The sequence below is a fragment of the Mesorhizobium onobrychidis genome (assembly GCF_024707545.1).
GTDB lineage: Bacteria > Pseudomonadota > Alphaproteobacteria > Rhizobiales > Rhizobiaceae > Mesorhizobium > Mesorhizobium onobrychidis.
Genome location: NZ_CP062229.1, coordinates 5,451,242 through 5,467,126, shown reverse-complemented (window position 1 = coordinate 5,467,126; position 15,885 = coordinate 5,451,242). Strand labels below are relative to the sequence as shown.

Sequence of the window (15,885 nt, the reverse complement as noted above, 5' to 3'; positions counted from 1 at the left end):
GATCAGAAAGGCTGGCTCACAGCCAAACCATTCCGCTGCAACCAAATTCGCAACCCGCCGTTGTCGAGCAGGAAGGGAGCGGTTGGCCATGACGAGACTGTCGTTGACGAGCCTATCATTTTTGGCGGCTCTGGCTTTAGCGGGTTGCAGCAACGAGACCGAACCGACACAGGGCAGCACCAGCAGCACGGAACCGACACAGAGCAACACCAACACCGTCGACCAAAATCCCGAGGTCGACAAGGATCCGACGCCCAAGACGAGCACGGGCGGCGATCAACCCGGCACGCCGCCGGCGCAGTGAAGGATCGGCTGATCTACGATGCAGCCATTTCTTTCCCTCATGCATGACGGACGACAGGGCACCGGATCTCACCCCGACTGGCTCGGCTCGACCAAATGGTGGTTAAACCGATCTCGAATGAACGCGTTGAAGAACCGACCCTTTGATGAGGCTTTGCGGAATGCAGCGTAGGTCTGCGGCGGCACGTCATCGTAATCGTAGCGATTTCCGCTTGGGACAAACCATACGGAGAGGGTTCTCGTCGCTGGATCGTAATTGATGCTTCGGATGGCAGTTGAAGGCATTTCCCAACACCTGACCCCAACACTCAACGCGTCTAGGCAATAACCCACCTCGGCAAGCCAGGTTCCGTCTCGCGCAAGACATGGAGCCGGCCGGCTCGACGCCTCCAAGGTCTTGCCGCCACCTGCCGGCTTCACCAATTAGGGTTGATGCCAACGCTCAAAACCAGGCAACCCGAATTCGCTGGCCAAGGCGACCTGTTTCGTGCGCCCGACTTTCGCGCGCCCGACCCGCGCGTGCTCGACGATAGGCCGGAAGGATTTCACTACCAGCCGGAGCTGATCACGGCGGAGGAAGAGGCCGAGCTGGTGCGGCAGCTCGAAAGTCTCGCCTTCCAGCCTTTCGACTTTCATGGCCATCTCGCAAACCGGCGCGTCGCCGGGTTTGGCCTGCGCTACGATTTTGACCAACGCAAAGTCGTCGAGGCGCCGGCGATCCCTGCTTTTCTGATGCCGCTCAGAGACAAGGTGGCGGCATTTGCGCGGCTGCCCGCCGATGCTTTCGTGCAGGTTTTGATCAACGAGTACCGACCCGGCGCGGGTATCGGCTGGCATCGCGACAAGCCGCATTTCGATGCCGTGGCCGGCGTTTCTCTTCTTGCGCCATGCAGCTTTCGGCTCCGGCGGAAGAACGGCGCTGGATGGGATCGCCAGACCATCATCCTCGAGCCAAGGTCGGCTTACCTGATGACGGGACCGGCGCGCACCGAATGGCAGCACAGCATTCCGCCGCTTGCCGAGCACCGCTATTCGATCACCTTGCGGACCCTGCGGCCGCAACGGTCGCTTCGGTAGAAGTGGTGGTTCGATGACCAGGATCGAGACCGGCTCCTGTTTTTGCGGTTCGATAACGGCTGAGATGGATGGCGACCCGTTCCGGATTTGCTCCGATCACGATGACGATCGCCGCAAGGCGATAGGGAGCCCGCTGACCGTCTGGGTCGGCTATCGACCGGCCCAATTCAGACTGCTGACCGGCTGGCCGAAGACGTTCTCAAGGACCCGAGGCGTGCTCCGCACCTTCTGTGCCGATTGCGGGACATCCATAGCCTATCTCGACCAAGGGCTTCCGGAAGAACTCTATGTGACGATCGGCTTCTTCGACCACCCCGAACGTTTTGCGCCGCAGGCCCATGCCTATTGGGATATGAAGCTGCCGTGGGTGGAATTTCGTGACGATCTGCCGCGTGTGGGAAGATTCAAGACGGCGCGATCCGGCAGTCGGAAATCCAGCCGATCGGTAACCGGCAAAACGCCGCCGATGGAACCCGAATGGCCCTAGCCGAATTGAATTGCGATCAGTTCGTAATCCAAACACCAGCGGCGATCAGGGTTTACCGATGTCTCTTATTCCGGTTTGGCAAGACATCGCGGCACGCCTGCTTCTGACCGTGCTCGCCGGTTCATTGATTGGCCTCGACCGGGAGGCGCGCGGACAGGCGGCCGGCCTCAGGACAACCATCCTGGTCGGGCTGGCCGCCGCGATCGCAATGACACAGGCCACCATTCTGCTGGAGGTTGGCGGCAAAGCTCCGAATTCCTTCGTCCGTATGGACGTTCTTCGCTTTCCCCTGGGCGTGTTGACAGGCGTCGGCTTCATCGGTGGCGGCGCCATTCTTCGCCGGGGCAGTCTTGTCAGCGGTGTCACTACAGCAGCCACGTTGTGGATGATGACGATGATCGGATTGGCTTTCGGGGGTGGCCAATACGCCTTGGGCGCAGCCGGGACGGTGCTGACGCTGGTCATTCTGCTCGTGTTGAAATGGGTCGATCTGGTGATACCGCGCGAACACCAGGCCGTGTTGGCGCTCACCTGGAAGGCGGCGGATCATGACGACCTCGACGCGATCACCGGGCCCTCCGGTTATCGAGCGCGCCTGGTTGGAATGGAGCGGCGCCCAGATCGCGACAGCCCCGTGGTGTCGTTCGAGATCAGCTGGAGGCGGTCTGACAAGGGACCGCCGCCGACGGATTTATTGACACTGGTGGGTGAGCATTGCGACATCGAGAAGTTTAATATCGTCAGCGAATCTACCTGATAACCGCTACACCTGATTGCCAAGCGGGCCTGGCACCAGGCAGGCAGCATCGGCATCTCGAAACGGGCGTCATCGCTTCTTCACCCCGCTTTTGGTACCTATCTGTTGAGCGCAAGGCATAGATCGGCAACAGGCGGCAAGATTTGGCACAACGATCGGGAAGCGCAGACCTTCCACTTCATGGCGGACGCGTGCCGAAATGGCTCGGCGACCGCATGACGCGTCTTGGCGCGGTCATGTGCGAGGCGATCATTCACCATTACGGTCGCGAGGAGCTGCTGCGCCGGTTGGCGCATCCCTTCTGGTTCCAGTCGTTTGGCGCCGTCATGGGAATGGACTGGCATTCCTCCGGCATCACGACCAGCGTCATCGGCGCCCTTAAACGTGGTTTGGCTCCGCTCTCCGGCGAACTCGGTATTCACGTGTGCGGCGGCCGCGGCGCGCATTCGCGCAAGACCCCGCACGAGCTTGCCGTCATCGGCGAGCGCGTCGGCCTCGACGGAACAGGCCTGGCAACGGCCAGCCGGCTCGTCGCCAAGGTTGACAGCGCCGCTGTCCAGGACGGCTTCGACCTTTATCTGCATGGCTTCATCGTGACCGATGACGGCGACTGGGTCGTGGTGCAGCAAGGCATGAACGGCGACAGCAAGGTGGCGCGCCGTTATCATTGGCTGTCCGAAGGCCTGAAGAGTTTCGTCGACCAGCCGCATGCCGCCATCGAGGGCGCCAACCAGGGCGAGATCGTCAACCTGACCGACCACCGCGCCGACGCGTCGCGCAAGGGGCAGCTGGAGCTGCTGCAGGACCTCGGACCGGATCGCATCCTGAGGGAATTCGCCGCGCTCGAGCGTGACGTGACTACAGAACCGGAGCCCGAGCAGCCGATGCTGCCACACCTGGTCATGCCGGCCCACCACGACGTTCGCGAAAGCGATGTCGTCATGCGCCGTCTTCATGGCAACATGGCTGCGGCTGCCGAGCGTGGCCCCGCCGATTTCTCCGAACTTCTCCTGGTCCCCGGCGTCGGTGCGCGCACGGTGCGGGCGCTGGCGCTGGTTGCCGAGGTTCTGCATGGCGCGCCATGCCGTTTTTCCGATCCCGGCCGCTTCTCGCTGGCGCATGGCGGCAAGGACAGGCATCCATTCCCCGTGCCGCTGAAGGTCTATGACGAGACGATCGGCGTGCTGAAGTCCGCCGTCCACAAGGCCAGGCTCGGCCGCGACGAAGAAATCGGTGCCTTGAAGCGGCTCGACGAGCAGTCACGACAGGTCGAACGCTATGTCACAGGCCCCAGCCTGAAGGAAATCGTCGCCGGAGAGTTCGACCAGTCGCATCTGCTCGGCGGTCGCAGCGTGTTCGGCTGGGAGGCCGCACCCGAGGCGCCCGCGTACGTCAAACAAATCAAACAAAAGGGACAAGCGGGCCGGATCGCAATTCAACGAAATACCGATTTCGACCCTTCTCTGCCCTTCCGTCGGAGAAATTGAAGGGGAAGCCTTGACCCAAATCGGACATTCAAACCCCTGCTGCACGCTTGAACGCTGACTTCGTGAAGACGATCTCGGTGCTGACTTGCGCCTTGGTCAAAGTGCCAGTCAATGTGATCGGCAAGATAGGAAGTGGGTGCAAATCAGGAAGACAGTGGCCTTCGGACGTGCCCTTTCACAACGCTGCCGGGCTCCAACTTTTGTCCTTTTACCCAGCAGCGCCTCGCGGTATAATTAGACCTGGCTAAAATAAAGGTGGAAGGGCCGTGAAAACGGAAAACCTTCCGTCTTTGGGCGGGGGCTATGGGAGGCTCGCATGCTTAGCGGTTTTGGCAAGGCCTGCGCGGTAATCCTCTTTTCAGGGAACTGCGCTTTCGCCCAATCGGATTTGATAGAACCAGAGGCTGGAACGTGGAAGACATGGGTAATCACGTCTGGCGAGGACTTCCGAGTCCCGCCACCGCCTGACGCCTCCGCCGCAGCAGCCGAATTGGTGCAGATGCGGGATCTCTTGGCGCAAAAGGATCCGGCTGCCGCCGACAAAATCACCTTCTGGGACGCCGGCTCGCCTGGGTACCGATGGATCGATCTGGTCAACAATCGCCTTCTCGAGAACCAGCAGATTTCAAATGCGCACCGCGTCTACACCTATTTGACGATGGCGATGTACGACGCCACCATCGCTGCGTGGGACGCAAAGTACTTCTACAATCGGCCGCGCCCGAGCGAGGCGGATGCGACACTGGCGACTGCGCTGCCGCCGCCGCGGAGTCCCTCCTATCCATCCGAGCATGCCGCAGCCGCCGGAGCTGCTGCGACCGTTCTTTCTTATTTCTTTCCCGAAGAGACATCGTCGTTCAAGGCAATGGCCGAAGAAGCGGCACAGTCGCGTGTCCTTGCCGGTGTCCAGTTCCCAAGCGATTCTTCCGCCGGCCTGGAGTTGGGACGGAGGGTCGCAGAGCAGGTGATTGCGCGGGCAAAGGCCGATGGCTCCGATGCAGCGTGGACCGGCACTGTTCCGACCGGGCCGTGCATGTGGGTCGGGAACAAACCCGCCAATGTAACCATGCCAAACTGGAAGCCGATCGTGCTGGCAGCACCCGATGAATTCAGGCCGCCGGCGCCGCCCGACTGCCAGTCCCCGGCCGTAAAGGCCGAGATGGATGCAATCCGACAGTTTGAACGAAAATTCCCTAACAGCTACAAAGCGTTCTACTGGCAAAGCCCATCCGGCCTGTTCACCGACTGGTATGACTATGCCAGCAAGTGGATGTTCGAGGACAAGACGGATACGAACCCGCCGCGTGCCGCGCGGGCTTACGCGATGCTCGCAACGGTCTATTACGACGCCTACATTGCAAGCAACGACGGGAAGTACGCCTATTGGTATCTGCGGCCCAACATGCTTGACGCGAGCATCACTCCCCTGTTCGCGGTGCCGGCCCATCCCAGTTATCCGTCGAACCACTCCACGCTCTCGACTGCCCGATGCGAGGTCCTGGCGTACCTGTTTCCCGGCCATGCGGAGTTCATCCGCGCGGTTGGTAAAGAGGCGGGTGATTCCCGCGTCTGGGCAGGCATCCACTATGAAATGGACAACCGGGCCGGCGCCGCGCTCGGTAAAGCGGTCGCGGGGAAATTTATCGAACGGGCAAAAACCGACGGGGCGGACTAGCGGAAGGAAGGAGGCCTCTTTTGATGCCATCTCGACCATTTGCGAATAGCACCCATGGCAGTTGGCCGAGCAATTCCTTCACATCGACGAGATAGCCAGCATCGAGACCCCTCGGTGAATGAGGCATAAACACGTGTGAACAAGTCGCGAGCCGCTCCGTCGTTCCCGTGGTCGTGATGTAGCCGCGTGAGACTGAGAGCGGCTCGCGAACACACCGAAAGTCCGGAAATGGCGCGACTGCGCCTATTGCCGTGCTCCGCTCATTGGGCGAGCCGAAATCAGCAACCTGTTGAACGTACCCCTACAGTCGGCTCCAGAGGCGCTACAATGCGCGAGCTCGCTTCGGGCGCTGCGGGAGGGCGGCATGGGAGAAGGACCATGCCTAGTTGGAACCGAGGCCACATCGTTGGCCATAAGCCTCCGCTTAAGCCACGAGAGGTCTGGAGCATCCGGACGCGACTGCAGGTGGCAAGATGCGGAACGCGATCTTGCGCTGTTCAATCTCGCCATCGACAGCAAGCTGCGGGGTTGCGACCTTGTCACCATCACCGTCGGAGACGTTGCCCTTTCCGGTACCGTTCGTGATCGGGCGGTGATCGTACAGAAGAAACAGGACGGCCAGTGCAGTTCGAAATCACGGAGCAGACGCGCGCGGCCGTCGGCGCATGGATCGCGCGCCGCCGCCTCGCCGAAACGGATTTCCTGTTCCCGAGCCGCGTCCGGGCCAGACCGCACATGTCGACGAGGCAGTATGGGAGGATCATCGACAAATGGGTCTCCAGTATCGGTCTCGACCCGAAACGATACGGAACACACTCGATGAGACGGACCAAGGCCTCACAAATCTACAAAAAGACGGGCAACATCTCCTGGGGCTCATCAACGACGTGCTCGATCTTTCAAAGATCGAAGCGGGCCAGCTCACGCTGGCGCTCGAAGATTATTACGTTGGGCAGATCGTTCGATCGACCGTTACGGCCGTGGAGCTGCTAGCGCGAGCGAAAGGGCTCAAGCTTGCGACGACTGTTGCCGAGAACCTTCCGATCGGCCGCGGGGACGAACGCCGCTTGACCCAGGTCCTGCTCAATCTTGCAGGAAATGCTGTCAAGTTTACCGAGACGGGTGCGGTCGACATTCTCGCCGATGCGGTCGACGGACATTTCGAGATCACAGTGCGGGACACAGGTCCCGGCATTGCACCCAAAGACCAGGGGCTTATCTTCGAGGAATTCCAGCAGGTCGATAGCAGCAGCACCAGGCAAAAGGGTGGCACGGGTCTCGGCCTGGCGATCTCGAAGCGTATCGTGGAAATGCATGGTGGAACCATAGGCGTGGAGTCCGTGCCGGGTTCAGGCTCGACATTCCGCATGAAAATACCGATCCGGGTGGGAGAGGATGTGAAGGCAGCATGAGCAAGAGAATCCTGATGGTGGAAGACACCGAGGACAACCGGCAGATCGTGCGCGATCTCATCGCCACAACCGAATACGAACTGATCGAGGCCGCGGACGGTGCTGCCGGTGTCGCTGCCGCTGCAGCTGAGAAGCCAGACCTGATCCTGATGGACATTCAGCTTCCGGTGATCGACGGGTATGAACCTGCCCGCCGCATAGATCAACGCCCCATTTTCGGCGACGACCTTGTCGAATAGGCCGAGCTCGGGAAAAACGCGCTTGAGGTCGGGCAGTTCGCGGCCAGTGACTAGTATGAGTTTGCGGCCACTTTTCTTGACCCGTTCGAGAGCAGCAAGCGTCTTTTCAGCTACGATCCCATCGTGCGCCAGCGTGCCGTCATAGTCTGTCGCCAAGGCAATGAAATACATCTGTCGACCATTTCATATCTGAGATCGCCGCTACCACCGTCACACGTGAGGTTGCACGACGATCGAGCTGAGCGGGCGACAAGCACTCAGTAGCCGCCGATGATCGGCAATATCTCGCCTGTGATGTAGCTCGAGCAATGCGGTGAGGCGAGGAACACATAGGCGGGCGCGATCTCCTCCGGTTGTGCGGGCCGTTTCATCGGGGTGTCTGCGCCAAATTTCGAAACGTCACCGGCTTGCTTGTCCGACGGATTGAGCGGCGTCCACACCGGGCCTGGCGCCACGCAGTTCACCCGGATTCCCTTTTCGATAAGGTTGCCGGAGAGTGCGCGCGTGAAGGCATGAATGCCGCCCTTGGTCATTGAATAGTCGACCAGTTGCTTCGAGCCCTCGATGCCGGTTACGGAGCCACTGTTGATGATCGCCGAACCGGGCTTCATATGCGGCACGGCCTCCTGCGCCATGTGGAAGTAGCCGTAGAGGTTGGTCTTCAGCGTGGTGTCGAAATGCTCTTCGGTCAGCTCGCTGAAGTCGCTGGAATGGATCTGGAAAGCGGCGTTGTTGACCAGAACGTCGATCCGGCCAAATTCCTTCACCACCTCAGCCACGGCATTGTGGCAGTGGTCGCGCTCGCTGACGTCGGCCTTGACCAGTATGCAGCGCCGGCCCTCGGCTTCGACGGCCTTCTTCGTCTCTTCGGCATCCTGATCCTCGGACAGATAGACGATCGCCACGTCGGCACCTTCGCGCGCATAGAGCACGGCCACCGCACGGCCTATGCCTGAATCGCCGCCGGTAATCAGCGCCACTTTGCCGTCGAGCTTTTTCGATCCGATATAGAACGGCGCATCGTAAAGCGGCGCCGGCTCAATCGCCCATTCGTGCCCCGGCTTCGGCTGGTGCTGTTCGGGAAAGGGCGGCTCGGGATATTTGCGTGCTCCGGCCTGCATGGCGCCTTGTTGCTTGCCCTTGCCCTTCGATTTGTCCTTGGCATCGATGCCGCGCTGGATGTGGCGTTGCTTGGCGGCTTCGCCGGCGATTTCCGATTTCATCTGCATGGCTGTCTCCTCGGCTTGGAGAACGAACAACGCATGCCCGGCGAAAAAGTTTACGCGACGGCGTCATTCCTTCAGCAGCGAATCCAAATCGCCAGGAAATCGACGGTGCGTACTGCCCCAACTGGCAACGAATGACGCGGCCGGACGTTTGGGCGCAAGCGGTGTCCGAGAAACTGACGGCGCGCCAGCCAGCACGCGGCGTTCCGAGGCTGGTGGACCGGAGATTTCCCGCGTCTCGTCCGTACAGGCGATTTTGACACTGGATCGCGCCAAAGGAGAGGAAAATGGCTGAAGGTCATAGCAAACTAAACGGGCCGGATCTGGTCGAGGGCATCGCGTTATCCGATCTTCCCGATGGCGCAAAGCTCCTCGGCCATTGCGGCGATGAGCAGGTGCTGCTGGTGCGCCGCGGGGCCGAGGTCTTCGCCATCGGAGCGACATGCACACATTATGGCGGGCCGCTCGTCGACGGTCTTGTGGTGGGAGACACCGTCCGGTGTCCCTGGCATCACGCGTGCTTCGATTTGCGTACAGGCGAGGCCTTGCGCGCCCCTGCTTTCAGTCCACTCGCTTGCTGGTCGGTGGAACAACGCGATGATCGGATATTCGTGGGCGAGAAGCGCAAACGGCCGGCACCGAAGCAGCGCGATGGGGGCTCCGGCCAGGTTCCGGAGAAGATCGTCATTGTCGGTGGCGGCGCGGCCGGTTTCGCGGCGGCAGAAAGACTGCGGCGCGAGGACTATCAAGGCAGCCTTGTCATGCTCAGCAACGACGAAGCGCCGCCCGTTGATCGACCCAATCTTTCCAAGGACTACCTCGCCGGCAAAGCACCGGAGGATTGGATTCCGCTCCGCGGGGAAAGCTTCTACTCAAAGAACGATATCGACCTGCGCCTCAATGCGAACGTCGCCAGCATCGATGCACGTTCTGGCGAGGTTGTACTCGCGGACGGGGCCCGGACTCCTTACGACAGGCTACTCCTTGCGACCGGAGCCGAACCGGTTCGCCTGACCATACAAGGCGCCGACCAACCACACGTTCACACGCTGCGCTCGTTCGCAGATTGCAAGGCGATCATCGAGCGAGCCATGACTGCGCGCTGCGCCGTCGTGCTTGGCGCCAGTTTCATTGGCCTGGAGGTTGCCGCGGCTCTGCGTTCGCGCGAGATCGAAGTTCATGTCGTGGCGCCGGAAAAACGGCCCATGGAACGGATCCTGGGTCCGCAAATGGGCGACTTCATCCGCGCCCTCCATGAGGAGAATGGTGTCGTATTCCATCTCGAGGACACCGCGAGCAGCATCGACGGCAGCAAGGTGAAACTCAGCAGTGGCGATTCGTTGGCGGCGGATTTCGTCGTCGTCGGCATCGGCGTGCGACCGCGGACAGGGCTTGCCGAAACAGCGGGGCTCATCCTTGACCGCGGTGTCGTAGTAAATGCCTTTTTGGAGACGAGCGTACCAGGCATCTTCGCGGCCGGCGACATTGCGCGGTGGCCAGATCCTCACAGTGGCGAGAACATTCGGGTCGAGCATTGGGTAGTTGCCGAGAGGCAGGGGCGAACCGCGGCCCTCAACATGCTCGGCCATCGCGAGAAATTCGTCGCCGTGCCGTTCTTCTGGAGCCAGCATTACGATGTTCCCATCAACTACGTCGGCCATGCCGTGCAATGGGACGAGATCGCGATCGATGGAGACATCGTTGCCAAGGATTGCCTGCTCCGCTTCAAGCGCGAAGGGCGCACGCTGGCTGTCGCTTCGATCTTCCGCGACATCGAAAGTCTAGGGGCCGAGGTGGAAATGGAGCGCCAAATCACCTAGCGAAGCGCCCGCTGTACGGCCGGTTCAGCCCGCGCAATCAGTCTCGGCGCGCAATGATCCAGTCGGTTGCCGCCGCGAGATCGGCGACGGTTGCGGTCGGGCGCGGATCAAACCGTTTCTCATCGCCCTGCCGGTATTTGCCTGTCCGCACCAGCAACGCGCCCGAAAGTCCGGCGCGCAGGGCGCCAGCTATATCGGCCTCGGCGTCGTCACCGACCATGATCGCCTGATCCGGCGGACAGTCCATGCTTGCCAGCGCCGACAGAAAGAATGCCGGCGAGGGCTTGCCGAGAACGGTTGCGCGTTTCAGGGAGGCAAATTCCAATGCCGCGACGAATGGCCCTGCATCGAGGCTGAGCCCGCCGTCAGCATCCCGAAACGTCCGGTTGGTGGCAAGAGCCAGCAATTCGGCCCCCGCGCTCAGTTCGCGGAACGCGTCATTCAACGCCGCATATGTGAAGGCGTCTCCGGCATCGCCGACGATGACGGCGCGCTTGTCGCGATCCGGCAGTTCGCAAAAATCCGGCGCAAGGCCGGGGTGAACCAACAAGTATGGCGCGCGGCCATTGCGAAGCAGCCATTCGCGTGCAGCGTGCGCCGGCGTGAAAACATCTGCATTGGTAACGGTGAGTCCCATCGCCTCCAGACGTTCGAGAACCCTCTGTTTCGACGAGCGCGTGGTATTGCTTACGAAGCGTATGGCCAAACCGGCCTGGCGCAAACGCGCGACAGCGTCGATCCCGCCTGGTATGGCGATCTCGCTATCGTAGATGACGCCTGCGAGGTCCAGCAGTACACCCCTTGTCATCGGTCCAGCATGACCACGAGTCCGCCATGCGTCAAATCCGGAACAAGGCCATTGTTGTTCCTTTTGGATCAGGGCGGGCAGGCGCACTCGATTAACCGACGGTCACTGCAACCATTCGGGGAAGGCCATGCGGGCGGCTTCGGCCAGCGTCGCGATCTCCCCGTCGGGAACCGAGCTGTAGGGCCAGAGCAGTCGCGGGCCAAGCGGCGCCCAGCCGTCGGCCGCCGCCATCGCTTTGTCGAGCGTGAATTGCACCGCCGCCGGGCGAAGTGCAACACCCGCATCAGCCGCTCACGCGCGACGCGCGGATTGGACTGGCTGATGCCGATCTGGAAGGGCAGGCGCGCGCGGTCGGCCATCGCGGCCACCAGATCGCTAAGCCGGTCGAACTCGGGTTCGGTCTGGCAGTGGAAATTCACAGGCCGTGCCGTTGGAATAATGCCATCGACTCCGCAAGCACAGGAGGCACCTCTTCGCCGCAATGCGTGTGGACCCGCAGACAACGAGGCCGGACGCGACCCGCAACCGACAACGATCCCTGCCGGGCGGCGGTGAACGGCGACGTTAGGCCCCGTCGGAAATCCGCCAAGAGCGATCTTTACAGTTGGCCGCCCAGCCATTCCCGCAAATCGCGGTCTTGCTGACTTTCGGCAATGGGCGGCGAGGGCCGCATCCGGACATACCAGATGGCGGCAAGCACTCCGGCAGCCCACGCGCCGGCGAACACATTCGCAATGAGGTCGATCGGAACCTCCCAAGCCGGCCAGAACATTAGCACGGCATCAATTAGGGGCGCGACACCAATTAGGAGTACAGCAGGTGGATTTGTAGGAGTGGGAGCGTCACCGCCATGCGGTATGCTATGCAGTTCGACCAATGGCTGCGTGGCGCCGGTGAGACGAACATTCTAGCGTCTCAACCAGCCTTTCTTTGCAAGGATGCAGCCAGCCGAAACCCCGACGCTGCCGGCGCGTCCTCAACGGTAGAGTGCCAATTAGGGTGCTAGCATCTGCAATGGATGCTGACTCCAGCCACGATTACCAGGCTAAGCGCTAGCATCCAGTTGCGGTCGCAGGCGAGCCCAACAACAGACCAACGACAAGGAACGCAGCGACTCGTCCTGGCTCTGGGCCAAAGCCTGAATGGGGGCGCATACCAATCGGCACAATCGTCGCGGCCAAGGTGGTGATGAGCAACAGACATGCGGCTACCTTGAAGACGGCGCGTAGCATTCTCCATCAAAGGCAATGATTGGAACGCAACGCTACTCCACGTGTTAAGGCGCCGAGCAAAACCGCGTCTGCAGAAGGTCAGGCGTAGCAGATCGGTGGATCTGCCGCAGGAAACAGGTCACATCCGACGGCTAAATCAATTTGGCTCATATCCGAACGTAGTAGCAGGCGTACTGACCGTTTCACGATAATATTCGACCTTGGCCTCTGGCAAAGTTCGGAAACATTATATGGAACGCAATGTCCACTACCACGTCATGGACTTCTTGCGCATTTTTGCAGCGCTTTTGGTGTTACTGAACCATTTCGCGACATTCGCCTGGAGCAGTGCGTCAGTCACCGAGGGAAGCGATGTCGCCTTCGGTTTTCTGTCGGCGTTTGCCGGTTTGGGTGCTGTAGGGGTCGAAGTTTTTTTCGTAATTTCCGGGTTTGTCATTGCCATGAGCGCCTCAGGCGAAGGGGGCGCGTCGCACGCGCTGCGTTTCGCGCGCATGCGCGCTACGCGTATATTGCCCGCCTTGTGGCTGTCCGCGCTCGTCAGCTTGGCCGCACGAGCTCTTTATGGCGAGGATTTTTCCCATCTTCTGATGGATTTTTGCAGATCGGTAATATTGTCCCCTAAAGGCCCTTATATCGACGGGGTCGTATGGTCTCTCGTCGTCGAGGCTGTATTTTACGTCTTGGTGGCCGGGTCAATTTTGTCGAGGTTTCGTTTATCACTCTATGATCTGGCCAAAATAATAGGGTTCTCTAGCTCGGCATACCTTCTTATTGTCTCCGGGTTGCATTTGCTGCCGCCGTCCTCGTGGTCGGAGGAAGCGATTTCAGTGCTTTCGCGGTTCCCCTTCAAACTGCTTCTGCTGCAGCACGGCGTTTTCTTCGCTGCAGGTATGATCTTCTTTCTTGTCAGGAACGGCGGTGATGACCACGTCAAAATGGGGCACCATGCGTGGAAGGCAGTGTTGTTATTGCTTTTTGGCAGTATGAGCACTGTGGAGATCTTTATTTCGATTGAACGCGGTTATGAGTACAAGCTATCAGCAGTGATAATTTGGTTGATCTGCATGTACGCAATGGCCGCGGGAATAAAATATGGTGAGTTCGTTAAGCATAAGCCTTATAGGCACAACGCACTAGTGAAGTATATTGGAGGAATAAGCTATCCTATATATTTGAATCACTATTCATTTGGGATGATTATGGTATCGTGGTTGTTTTCATTAGGTTTTCCAATGCCTATTGTTTTCGTTCTCTCCATCCTGCTCGTTTTAGGTTTGAGCATGGCCGTTATGTGGTTGGAAAAGAGGATGCAAAACGCCGTCAGGGGACGGTTCCCTAAACCCGCCGCCAAACGAGATCAACATGGCGGTTTAGCGTCCCCGATAGGGAATCAGGAAACCCCACGGCTATTGGGTGGTGAGCAGTGGGGACGTAACCGATGAGATGCGGGCCGACTACATCAACAGCCAGGTCCTGCCCGAGTCAGGCGACATTTTCAGCGTGACCTGAACTCAGTCCGCCAAGGGTGTACCAATTTGGCGGTGGAGCGTTCACGCCATGGAGCGCAATTCAGGCGGTTGAAGTGCCGCTCGCCCTAAGCGCTGGATTCCATGATGCGCAAAAGCCGATGCGCCCCCCGTTGCACGGGTTTCGGTTCGGTGGCATCGGCACTCCAGACTTACCCTCTCCCGGGTACGTGGCAGGCGGTCTCTTCGCATTTGCGAGGTAATCGGGGAGTCATAGCTACCGCGAATGAGGTATACCTTGCCACTGTCGCGGCTGAAACCGGAGACAGTTTGGCTCGAAAGACGGGCGTCAATCGACCCATTCCGGGTCCTGGAACTGCAGCGAAGGTTACTCATCGAGCCGGAGTAGTTCCGAGCGTGTGAACTAACGCTCTTGTCCGTTGAAACGTCGTCACGGCAAAGAGAAAATCTCGTGCCGGCCCCAGTGGCGAGCTGCTGGTCCTGTGAGGCAGCTGACCTACAGCGGCTTGCAGCGTTGCACTTGAGTGAATCGGGGCTGCTCGAGTTGGAGCCTTCCGAGGTGTTACCTGCGAGTGAAATCAGAGGGTTGCATAAAGGAAGTGGCACGTTCCGCCCGATTGAACGACCGGGCGGTTCGCGCCGGACAAGGTCAGCGCGACCTCAAGTCAGCAGCGATGCTTGGCTTGCAGTTGGTACGGCGAGCCAGTCACACCGAAGGTCGTAAGCGATCCGTAAGCGTGCGTGTTCGAAAGTTGCACGGTGAGTGGCTGGTGTCACCAAGCGCTTCCGACCGCCGGAGGCCTTGCCATTCGAATGGATGGTGCAGAGAGTCGGTCAAACTTTATGATGAATTTCGGGTCCTACTGCGCTCGATCAGGCGTGATCCTTGCCTTTTTGTGAGAGTGCAGTGCAATATCACCCATTGGTTGTAGCCCGCGCAGGGTACTCAACATGTCAAAGCTGGAGTACGTTTTTGCGTAGGGAGGTTATCTAGGGGAGGATTGGCGGGGTTCGAATGACGTATGCTACAAGCCTTTCATTGAGTGAGAATGACCACCGGCCGACGTCAGTCGCAGTCAAAAGCGACGATAAGGCGTATATCAAGGCGCTAGGCTTCGTGCCAAAGCGATATGCGGCGGAAACCGCTATCGTCAATCAGGGCGAGGACGGCGATCGCGTCTTCATAATCGAGTCTGGCTGGGGATGCATTTCCCATGATCTTGCCGGTGGCCAGCGACAGATTTTGGATTTTGCGCTGAAGGGCGACATTGTCCGGCCACAGACGTACTCGGGCACTGCTCTTGAGACATTTGTGGCTCAAACCGACCTTGCGGTGTTAGAAGCCTCGACCAAGACACTTGCTCTTGGCGCAGCGAAGTCGCCCTACATAGCCTCCCTTTTTCTCGAAACTCTCGCGCGCCAGAGAGCGATTGTTGCCCAACACCTAACCAATGTAGGTCGACGCAACGCCTTGGCGCGTACGGCGCACCTGCTGCTCGAACTGATAGCGCGATTGGAGCGCGTCGGCGCTGTCAGCCGCACTGGCTATGCATGCCCTCTCACCCAGTACGACCTCGCGGACGCGCTCGGGCTGACGCCCGTCCATGTCAATCGAATGCTGCGGGAATTGCGGGAACGCGGTTTTCTGGAGTTCCGCCAAGGTCATGTCCGCGTGCTGGATCGGCTGGGCGTAACAAAATTTGCCGAGTTCGATGACAGATATATCGATGGTTGACACTTACATTGGGCGCACGACGCCAAGGCGGCGCGACGCGCGTCAAAGCCACACCGCCATCGGCGAAGCCGGCTGTCTTTATGTTCGGCGACTACCCGCGCCTAGCAAACAACGCGAGATCCAGATTCCGGTCGGTGTGT

15 protein-coding genes and 2 pseudogenes are annotated in these 15,885 nt (G+C 59.8%); 12 read left to right on the top strand and 5 right to left on the bottom strand.

Features of this window, described 5'->3' with window-relative positions; all coding sequences use genetic code 11:
• Positions 1-88: 88 nt before the first annotated feature.
• Positions 89-304, top strand: coding sequence for a hypothetical protein (locus IHQ72_RS27225; RefSeq protein WP_258118438.1), 216 nt, complete (start codon positions 89-91; stop codon positions 302-304).
• Between the two features lie 68 nt (positions 305-372).
• Here the strand turns inward: IHQ72_RS27225 and IHQ72_RS27220 are convergent, their stop codons facing one another.
• Positions 373-588 carry a KTSC domain-containing protein gene (locus tag IHQ72_RS27220; protein WP_258118436.1) on the bottom strand — a complete coding sequence of 72 codons (216 nt, stop codon included), beginning with the start codon at positions 586-588 and terminating at the stop codon, positions 373-375.
• A gap of 147 nt (positions 589-735) precedes the next feature.
• Between IHQ72_RS27220 and IHQ72_RS27215 the strand changes: the two genes are divergently transcribed.
• From IHQ72_RS27215 to IHQ72_RS27180, 8 genes and pseudogenes are all read left to right on the top strand, one after another.
• Positions 736-1,380 (top strand): alpha-ketoglutarate-dependent dioxygenase AlkB, encoded by a 645-nt coding sequence (locus IHQ72_RS27215; protein ID WP_258118435.1) that lies wholly within the window; start codon positions 736-738, stop codon positions 1,378-1,380.
• 13 nt (positions 1,381-1,393) lie between these two features.
• Positions 1,394-1,867 (top strand): GFA family protein, encoded by a 474-nt coding sequence (locus tag IHQ72_RS27210; RefSeq protein ID WP_258118434.1) that lies wholly within the window; start codon positions 1,394-1,396, stop codon positions 1,865-1,867.
• A 58-nt stretch (positions 1,868-1,925) separates the two neighbouring features.
• Positions 1,926-2,624, top strand: a complete 699-nt coding sequence (locus tag IHQ72_RS27205; RefSeq protein WP_258118432.1) for an MgtC/SapB family protein — start codon at positions 1,926-1,928, stop codon at positions 2,622-2,624.
• 143 nt (positions 2,625-2,767) lie between these two features.
• The gene (locus tag IHQ72_RS27200) at positions 2,768-4,111 is read left to right on the top strand and encodes a DUF763 domain-containing protein (protein ID WP_258118431.1); all 1,344 of its coding nucleotides are present in this window, start codon (positions 2,768-2,770) and stop codon (positions 4,109-4,111) included.
• A 316-nt stretch (positions 4,112-4,427) separates the two neighbouring features.
• Entirely contained in the window at positions 4,428-5,786 is a 1,359-nt protein-coding gene (locus IHQ72_RS27195; RefSeq protein WP_258118429.1) for a phosphatase PAP2 family protein, read from the top strand.
• 378 nt (positions 5,787-6,164) lie between these two features.
• Positions 6,165-6,653, top strand: a pseudogene (locus IHQ72_RS27190) (tyrosine-type recombinase/integrase); the annotation flags it as partial.
• Positions 6,557-7,198, top strand: coding sequence for a sensor histidine kinase (locus IHQ72_RS27185; RefSeq protein WP_258118427.1), 642 nt, complete (start codon positions 6,557-6,559; stop codon positions 7,196-7,198). The pseudogene IHQ72_RS27190 and the gene IHQ72_RS27185, both read left to right, overlap by 97 nt.
• Positions 7,195-7,437: a response regulator gene (locus IHQ72_RS27180; RefSeq protein ID WP_309508698.1), complete on the top strand. Its 243-nt coding sequence runs from the start codon at positions 7,195-7,197 to the stop codon at positions 7,435-7,437. Before IHQ72_RS27185 ends, IHQ72_RS27180 begins: the two co-directional genes overlap by 4 nt.
• On the opposite strand, the pseudogene IHQ72_RS27175 reads toward IHQ72_RS27180, so the two are convergent.
• A pseudogene (locus tag IHQ72_RS27175) lies at positions 7,396-7,608 on the bottom strand (HAD family hydrolase); the annotation flags it as partial. The gene IHQ72_RS27180 and the pseudogene IHQ72_RS27175 overlap by 42 nt on opposite strands.
• An 86-nt stretch (positions 7,609-7,694) precedes the next feature.
• Positions 7,695-8,666 carry an SDR family oxidoreductase gene (locus IHQ72_RS27170; RefSeq protein ID WP_258118425.1) on the bottom strand — a complete coding sequence of 324 codons (972 nt, stop codon included), beginning with the start codon at positions 8,664-8,666 and terminating at the stop codon, positions 7,695-7,697.
• Between the two features lie 284 nt (positions 8,667-8,950).
• Here IHQ72_RS27170 and IHQ72_RS27165 point away from each other — a divergent pair, with 284 nt between their 5' ends.
• Positions 8,951-10,483, top strand: coding sequence for an FAD-dependent oxidoreductase (locus tag IHQ72_RS27165; RefSeq protein ID WP_258118423.1), 1,533 nt, complete (start codon positions 8,951-8,953; stop codon positions 10,481-10,483).
• A gap of 37 nt (positions 10,484-10,520) precedes the next feature.
• Here IHQ72_RS27165 and IHQ72_RS27160 read toward each other — a convergent pair whose 3' ends face one another.
• Together IHQ72_RS27160 and IHQ72_RS27155 are read right to left on the bottom strand one after the other, a co-directional pair.
• Entirely contained in the window at positions 10,521-11,291 is a 771-nt protein-coding gene (locus IHQ72_RS27160; protein ID WP_258118422.1) for a TIGR01458 family HAD-type hydrolase, read from the bottom strand.
• Between the two features lie 102 nt (positions 11,292-11,393).
• The gene (locus IHQ72_RS27155) at positions 11,394-11,546 is read right to left on the bottom strand and encodes a hypothetical protein (RefSeq protein ID WP_258118421.1); all 153 of its coding nucleotides are present in this window, start codon (positions 11,544-11,546) and stop codon (positions 11,394-11,396) included.
• A gap of 1,207 nt (positions 11,547-12,753) precedes the next feature.
• Between IHQ72_RS27155 and IHQ72_RS27150 the strand changes: the two genes are divergently transcribed.
• Both IHQ72_RS27150 and IHQ72_RS27145 read left to right on the top strand, forming a co-directional pair.
• Complete coding sequence (locus tag IHQ72_RS27150; protein ID WP_258118420.1) at positions 12,754-13,965, top strand: acyltransferase family protein; 1,212 nt, start codon at positions 12,754-12,756, stop codon at positions 13,963-13,965.
• A gap of 1,084 nt (positions 13,966-15,049) precedes the next feature.
• Positions 15,050-15,745, top strand: a complete 696-nt coding sequence (locus IHQ72_RS27145) for a Crp/Fnr family transcriptional regulator (protein WP_258118419.1) — start codon at positions 15,050-15,052, stop codon at positions 15,743-15,745.
• Positions 15,746-15,885: the final 140 nt, after the last annotated feature.

Excerpts from the sequence above, each read along its gene's own strand:
- IHQ72_RS27150 (WP_258118420.1), top strand. The coding sequence starts at position 12,754 with ATGGAACGCAATGTCCACTACCACGTCATGGACTTCTTGCGCATTTTT.
- IHQ72_RS27185 (WP_258118427.1), top strand. The coding sequence starts at position 6,557 with ATGGGTCTCCAGTATCGGTCTCGACCCGAAACGATACGGAACACACTC.
- IHQ72_RS27160 (WP_258118422.1), bottom strand. The coding sequence starts at position 11,291 with ATGACAAGGGGTGTACTGCTGGACCTCGCAGGCGTCATCTACGATAGC.
- IHQ72_RS27170 (WP_258118425.1), bottom strand. The coding sequence starts at position 8,666 with ATGCAGATGAAATCGGAAATCGCCGGCGAAGCCGCCAAGCAACGCCAC.
- IHQ72_RS27220 (WP_258118436.1), bottom strand. The coding sequence starts at position 588 with ATGCCTTCAACTGCCATCCGAAGCATCAATTACGATCCAGCGACGAGA.
- IHQ72_RS27205 (WP_258118432.1), top strand. The coding sequence starts at position 1,926 with ATGTCTCTTATTCCGGTTTGGCAAGACATCGCGGCACGCCTGCTTCTG.
- IHQ72_RS27225 (WP_258118438.1), top strand. The coding sequence starts at position 89 with ATGACGAGACTGTCGTTGACGAGCCTATCATTTTTGGCGGCTCTGGCT.
- IHQ72_RS27165 (WP_258118423.1), top strand. The coding sequence starts at position 8,951 with ATGGCTGAAGGTCATAGCAAACTAAACGGGCCGGATCTGGTCGAGGGC.
- IHQ72_RS27195 (WP_258118429.1), top strand. The coding sequence starts at position 4,428 with ATGCTTAGCGGTTTTGGCAAGGCCTGCGCGGTAATCCTCTTTTCAGGG.
- IHQ72_RS27180 (WP_309508698.1), top strand. The coding sequence starts at position 7,195 with ATGAGCAAGAGAATCCTGATGGTGGAAGACACCGAGGACAACCGGCAG.
- IHQ72_RS27215 (WP_258118435.1), top strand. The coding sequence starts at position 736 with ATGCCAACGCTCAAAACCAGGCAACCCGAATTCGCTGGCCAAGGCGAC.
- IHQ72_RS27210 (WP_258118434.1), top strand. The coding sequence starts at position 1,394 with ATGACCAGGATCGAGACCGGCTCCTGTTTTTGCGGTTCGATAACGGCT.